This window comes from Peribacillus sp. N1 (assembly GCF_054600815.1).
In genome coordinates this window covers 1-3,009 of record NZ_BAAHZO010000020.1, presented here as the reverse complement: position 1 = coordinate 3,009, position 3,009 = coordinate 1, and the positions used below count along the sequence as shown (strand labels likewise).

Annotated in this window: 2 protein-coding genes; both read left to right on the top strand. The window is 34.1% G+C overall.

Annotated features, from left to right (window positions below):
• Positions 1-57: 57 nt before the first annotated feature.
• Positions 58-2,367, top strand: a complete 2,310-nt coding sequence (locus ACYP5M_RS26480; protein WP_434168913.1) for an ABC transporter permease — start codon at positions 58-60, stop codon at positions 2,365-2,367.
• Positions 2,368-2,371: 4 nt separating this feature from the next.
• Positions 2,372-3,009 (top strand): ABC transporter ATP-binding protein (locus ACYP5M_RS26475; RefSeq protein WP_452445550.1); only part of this gene is annotated, 638 nt, incomplete at its 3' end.

Here is a 3,009-nt window from a genome sequence, read left to right as displayed (position 1 = left end):
TAGTTTAATAACCATATAATAAACGTCATTCTACTATTTTTAAGGGGAACAGTAATCATGTGGAAGAAGAAAATTAGAACGAATAAACTATCATTTGTGTTAATTGCCGTGATCTTAATGGTTACCTCTGGCTTATTGTCAACATCTCGTATCTTTATCGATAGTATAAATAGTTCCATCACAGATTACTATAGTAATCCTTTATTTCCCGACGTCTACCTATTTAATTCATCCGATAAAGAATTGAACATGCTTGAAGAGCAAGCTGACGAAGGGCAACTAATAAAAGACTTTCAAAAATATAAAGCCATGTATTCATCGATGAACATAACGAAAGTGCACGGTGAAACGTTTAATGAAGATAGAAATCTGATCATATCGATCAAAGATCAAGAAAAGCTAAACTGGGAATTAACGATTTTAGAGGGGAAGGACAAGCCTTCCCCAGAAGCAGGGGAGATTTGGATTTCCAAAATATTAGCAGATAAGAAAGGTTTAAAAGTGAATGATGTCATTGAAATTGATAAAGCAGCTGGAAGCCAGTTTGAAATTTCAGCGATCATCAATGATTCACAAAACGCATCCTTAGCTAATCCTGCCAAAATCATGTATGTCAATGAAAACGATATTCCGTTGTTCGATGAAGAAGTGAGAGGCGGATATGTTGTATTCCAATATGGAAGTGAAAAAGAAGCTGTAGCGAATTATCTTCATGAGAATTTTACAAGTAATGAATATTATATGGAAAAGTATTATCTCATCTTAAATCAACTTGCGGATACGGGTTTGGTATCGGTTATCATGACTTTGGCCGGTATATTAACGTTAATAAGCGGGATTATTGTCGTCCTATTTACTTTAAAAAACAATTTAATGAAAGAAGTTAAATTGATCGGAACATACAAAGCACTGGGATTTACGGCATCAGACATCAAGAAGATCTATAGTAAAGCGTATCTTTTTGTAGGGATGATTTCAACAGCGGTCGGTGTGGCCATTAGTTTTCCAGCCGCTTACATTTTACAAAAGAACATTCTAAAATATTTGGGGGACTTTGGATATAACGTTCGATATTTAATTATAGGTGGAGTCATCATTGTTCTCTTTAATCTAATTATTCAACTATTTGTGGCTCTAGAGTTAAGAAAAATTAAAAAATTATCACCAGTAGAAGCGATTTCGCTAACAAACACTCCCAAAAGCGGGAAACGAAGTTGGAAATTATTTAAACATACCAATAACCCGATTGCGTTATCTATTAATGATCTGTTGAAAAATAAAAGATTGTCATTAAACGTATGTATTATCACTGCCATTTACATGTTTACTACGTTACTTTTTATCAATACGGATCATATGTTTGCCGTTTCAAAAGATCATGCCAATATATGGCTCAATCTACATAAAGCATCGGCTACTATAAATACCAACATCACATCTCAAGAAATGGAAAAGGAGATCGTCGAGCATTTAAATAAGGACAATCGAGTTGAACATTATGGGTATGGACTTTATCTAAATGCCGGAAATTATATTAAATACGATAGTGAAAAGTATGGTGTATTAGATGTTTATGCCATTGAATCTTTTTCCAGGTATGATCATTTAGGATTTGAAATTTATGAAGGCAGATTACCAGAACAATATAATGAGATCAATGTAAGTCTTACCATGTTGCGTGATACGAATTTGAAGATTGGCGATAAAATGAACTTTAAGATTCATGGGAAAGATGAGGAATTTTTAATCGTTGGATCTTTTGGCAGTATTAAATATGGTGGGCGCAATGTAAGGCTGCTAAATGAAGCGATGGAACACTATAACTTAAAACCTCATTATAACACGATAGCTGTTCAATTGAAAAATCAAGAATCTTATGGTGATTTCAAAAAAGATTTTGAACATCGTTTCAAGGATACATTCGTACAACCTAATCTGGGAAACTATGATGCGTTATTGAATGATATGACTTCTATGGTACCACCTGTGGTATCAACAATCTCAATTTTTATGCTTATCCTGAGTGCTTTGAATATCATTTCGATTATTTCCATCATTATGATAGATGAAAGAAGGAATTTTGGAATTCAAAAGGCGCTAGGGTTTACCAATAAGTTTCTAAAGATTAGGATTCTTTCTAGAATGGCCATTTTGACATCAATCGGTATAGCTGCCGCTCTATTCATTCACAATGGAGTATCAAAATCACTTATTGAACTTGTCATCACGAGTCCTAATGCGATTATTTTTTCACCCGTAAAGACTGCTATATACTGTGCTCTAATCTTTATTGTCATATTACTATTTGCTTTTGTAGGCACTTCAAAAGTAGAACGTATAAATGCAATAGAATTAATGGAGGAATAAGAAGATGAAGAGAACAATCATCAAAACAAGTCATTTGTGCAAAAGCTTTAGCATGGGAAAAGAAAAATTAGATGTGATTAATGATATGAATTTAGAGATATACGAAGGTGACTTTACCATTATCATGGGAAGCTCTGGTGCAGGAAAATCAACCTTGCTTTATGCGATAAGCACAATGGATCAATATAGTCAAGGAAAGGTAGAGCTGCTTGGCAAAGATATAACCTCTTTCAAAGAAAATCAAATTGCCAACATCAGAAAAAATGATATCGCCTTTATTTTTCAGGGAATTAATTTGTTGCCTGATATGACTTTATTTGAGAATGTGGCGTTCAATGGATATTCCCCATCAAAAAGCAAAAAATCAGTCAATGAAAAAGCACTTTCGTTATTAAAAAAGTTAGGTTTAGAAAAGGAAGTAGGTAAATATCCATCTGAAGTATCTGGCGGACAAAAGCAAAGAACGGCAATAGCGAGAGCCTTGATCAATAAACCTAAAATTATTTTTGCGGATGAGCCGACAGGAGCTTTGAATTCATCCGTGGGAACGGTTGTTTTAGATATCCTAACACAACTGAATAACGAAGGACAAAGTATTGTCATGGTAACGCATGACCTCAAAGCAGCAACGAGAGGAAATAG